The sequence below is a fragment of the Spirillospora sp. NPDC049652 genome (assembly GCF_040675125.1).
GTDB lineage: Bacteria > Actinomycetota > Actinomycetes > Streptosporangiales > Streptosporangiaceae > Spirillospora.
The window spans coordinates 1-3725 of record NZ_JBFAOF010000739.1 but is presented as its reverse complement, the minus strand read 5'-3'; the positions used below and the strand labels follow the sequence as shown (position 1 = coordinate 3725).

Here is a 3725-nt window from a genome sequence, read left to right as displayed (position 1 = left end):
GGGAGATCCTGCGGCTGGCCGTGCCCGCCTTCGGCGCGCTGGTCGCCGAACCCCTGTTCCTGCTGTCGGACTCGGCCATCGTCGGCCTCGCGCGGCGCGACCTTCGCCGACGGCCAGGCGAAGGCCGTGATCATCACCAGCTGGAGCAGGGCCGCGCCGAGCGCGATCGCCAGGGCGCGGCGGCGGGCGGTGCTCGTGGTCGGCGCGGTGCTCGTCTGCGCGGAGCCCGTGGGGGGAGTTGTCGTCATGGCCGCCTCCAATAAAAGCGGACGTTCGTTCTCTTTAGGTTCCCCGTCACCGTCCCACCGGCCCGGGCACTTGTCAAGAACGAACGTTCGTTTTAATTTAGGGGCATGCCCCGAGTCAGCGAAGAGCACCTGGAACGCCGCCGCCGCCAGATCATCGACGCGGCCCGCGCCTGCTTCATCCGCAACGGCCTGTACGAGACGTCGATGCAGGACATCTTCGCCGAGGCGAACCTGTCGGCCGGGGCCGTCTACCGGTACTTCAAGAGCAAGAGCGAGATCGTCGACGAGATCGTCACGGAGGGCGGCGGCGAGCTGCAGAAGGCGCTGTCCGCCCTGGTGGGCACCGATCCGCCGCCCGACCCCGACCGGCTCTGCCTGGCGATGTGCGAGCGGATCACCGAGCTCGCGAGCGGCAACGGGCCCGCCCGCCTCGCCATCCAGGCGTGGGCGATGGCCGCGCACGACGGGCGGCTCGCCGCCAAGGTGCGGCAGACCATGACGACCTCGCGCGACCACTGGGTCACCTACGTCCGGCGGCTCGCCGAGACCGGGCGGCTGCCCGCCGGCATCGACGCCGACGCCGCCGGCCGGGTGCTGTTCGGCCTGTTCCCGGGGTTCATCCTGCAGCTCCTGCTGCTGGGCGACGCGGAACCCGAGGAGTTCGCGGCGGGCGTCCGGGCGCTGTTCCCCGCCACCGCCTTCACCGGCGTCCCCGCGACGGCCGTGACGACCGCGACCAACGCCTGAGCGGCGCTCCGGTCAGCCGCCCAGGAGGCGCCGTCCCGCCCCCTGCTCTCGCCCGCGCGCCGCAAAAGCGCTAGAAACTCCTCACACGCCCGACCTCGTCCGCCCGTGGACGGGACACCGTGGCGTGGCCATCACCTCAGCGTTTTAACATTCCATTACCTGAGGCGGGAGAGGCGGTGGGCAGGGTGAAGATCGGCCGGAGCACCGGCGGAGCGGCGCTGGCGGGTGCGGCGGTGGCCGTGCTGCTGGTCGCCACCTCGCTCGTGCTCGGTGGCGAACTGCCGGACGACCGGCGGATGGTGTGGTGGCACCCGGAGGTGTTCGTCGCGCTGTCCTGGACGCCGGTCGGGGCACTGCTCACCGCGCACCGCGCCGGCCGCCGCGTCGGGCTGCTCATGCTCGGCGCCGGGATCAGCGCCGCGCTGTACGTGCTGTCCCTGAACCTCGCCGAGTACGCCACGCTCCACCACTGGTCCGGGGCGTGGCTGCCGGTCTGGCTGAGCCACTGGCTGTGGGCGGTGGACACCTACGCGCTCACCCTCGTCCTGCCGCTGGTGTTCCCCGACGGACGGCTCGTGCCGGTGCGGTTCCGGCCCGTCCTGGTGCTGGCGTGCCTGGTCCCGGTGGTGGTGGCCGTCCACCTGACGATCGACCCCGGCGCGCGCCGGTTCCACGGCGGCGTGTCGGTGTACCCGCTGCAGTCGATCCCCCCGGTGGTCGCGGGAATGATCCTGATGACGCTGGCCCTCTCCCTGGTGTCGCTCGCGGTCCGGTTCCGGCGGGCCGCGCCCGACGTGCGGCGGCAGATCGCCTGGGTGGTCTACCCCGGGCTGATCGCCGAGGCGGTCGTCTACGTCGGCGAGAGCGCCCGGATCGGCGACGTCGTCCGGGACGCCGCGATCGTCGCCGTCCCGATCTGCGTCGCCATCGCGATCACCCGCTACCGGCTGTACGACATCGACGTGGTGATCAACCGGACCCTGGTGTACGCGGGACTGGTCGGCGTGATCACCGGCGTGTACTTCACCCTGGTCGGCGCGGTCAGCCTGTTCGCCTCCGACCACGGCGCCATGGCCGGACTGGCGGGCGCGGTCGGCGCGGGCGTGGTCTTCGAGCCCACGCGGCGGCGGCTGCAGCGCGTCGTGCTGCCCGCCGACCGGGACCTGGACGTCCTGAAGCTCTATGTCGAGGGCGGGATCGCGCGCGGTGCGGAGGCCCTGGCCGCGCAGGACCGCACCGGCGACGACCGGCACACGGTCGTCGTCCCGGTCGGCGCGCGCGTGTCGTTCGCGACCTACTTCAACGCCTTCCCGGCGAGTTACTGGCGGCGCTGGACGAACCTGGAGGAGGTCGTGCTCCGCGTCCGGATGCGCGGCCAGGGCAACCTCGTCGTGTACCGGTCCAGCGCCAAGGGCCACGTGCAGCGCGTCGCGGCCGTCCCGGTCGACTCGGACGAGCCGGTGGAGGAGACGCTGACCCTCACGCTGCAGCCGTTCATCGACGGCGGCTGGTACTGGATGGACGTCCTGGCGGGCGAGCGCAGCACCGTCCTCGAACTGGCCGAGTGGTGCGCCGAGCCGGCGGGGGCGCGCGGTGCGCGGCAGGGCCGGGTCAGCCTGGGCATCACGACCTTCAACCGCGCGAAGTTCTGCGTCGACCAGCTGCTCGCGCTCGGCGGCGCCCCCGAGGTGCTGGAGGCCGTGGACGCGATCCACGTCGTCGACCAGGGCACCGACCGCGTCCGCGAGCACGCCGACTACGACCGCGCCGCCGCCGCGCTCGGCGGGAAGCTGAACCTCGTCGAGCAGGGCAACCTCGGCGGCTCGGGTGGCTTCTCGCGCGCGATGGACGAGACGCTCCGCGCCGGGACCAGCGACTACCTGCTGCTGCTCGACGACGACGTGGTCACCGAGACCGAGGGCGTGCTGCGCGCCGTCGCGTTCGCCGACTTCGCCCGGACGCCCACGATCGTCGGCGGCCACATGTTCAACCTGTTCGTCCGCTCGCAGCTGCACGCCTACGGCGAGACGATCGAGCGGTACCGGTGGTGGTGGCAGGAGGCCCCGCACACCCGGCGCGAGCACGACTTCGGGAAGTCCGCCGACCCGCTGACCGCCAAGCGGCAGAGCGTCGGGTCGCTGCTGGAGACCGACTGGCTGCACCGCCGGGTGGACGTGGACTACAACGGCTGGTGGATGTGCCTCGTCCCGGTCGAGGTCATGCAGAAGGTCGGCCTGTCCATGCCGATGTTCATCAAGTGGGACGACGCGGAGTACTGCGTCCGCGCGGGGGAGGCGGGCTTCCCGACGGTGTCGCTGCCCGGCGTCGCCGCCTGGCACGTCCCCTGGCAGGACAAGGACGACGGGATCGACTGGCAGGCGTACTTCCACGAGCGGAACCGGCTGGTCACCGCGCTGCTGCACTCGCCCTACGAGCGCGGCGGCAACCTGGTCAAGGAGAGCTTCATCGTCACGGTGAAGCACGCGCTGTCCATGCAGTACTCCACCGCCGAGCTGATGCTCACGGCCATCGAGGACGTGCTCGGCGGACCGTCCCACCTGCACGCCGGGCTCGGCACGAAGCTTCCGGAGATCCAGGCGTTCCGGGCCGCCTTCCCCGACGCCCGGCCGCGTCCCTCGCATGAGGAGTTTCCACAGGTCAAGAGGCATGTCCCGAAGAAGGGACGGGGAGTGCGCGCGCCGCACGGCCGGGCCGAGGTGCTCACCCGGG

General features: G+C 72.0%; 2 protein-coding genes and 1 pseudogene. 2 read left to right on the top strand and 1 reads right to left on the bottom strand.

Annotated elements, in window-relative coordinates:
- A pseudogene (locus AB0J52_RS31700) lies at positions 1-248 on the bottom strand (hypothetical protein); the annotation flags it as partial.
- Positions 249-353: 105 nt separating this feature from the next.
- Between AB0J52_RS31700 and AB0J52_RS31695 the strand changes: the two are divergent.
- Positions 354-995, top strand: coding sequence for a TetR/AcrR family transcriptional regulator (locus AB0J52_RS31695; RefSeq protein ID WP_500186454.1), 642 nt, complete (start codon positions 354-356; stop codon positions 993-995).
- A gap of 176 nt (positions 996-1171) precedes the next feature.
- The coding region (locus tag AB0J52_RS31690) for a glycosyltransferase (RefSeq protein WP_500186452.1) at positions 1172-3725 on the top strand (2554 nt) is incomplete at its 3' end.

What these genes read in the sequence shown, in the direction of transcription:
- AB0J52_RS31695 (WP_500186454.1), top strand. Translation starts at nt 354, where the DNA reads ATGCCCCGAGTCAGCGAAGAGCACCTGGAACGCCGCCGCCGCCAGATC.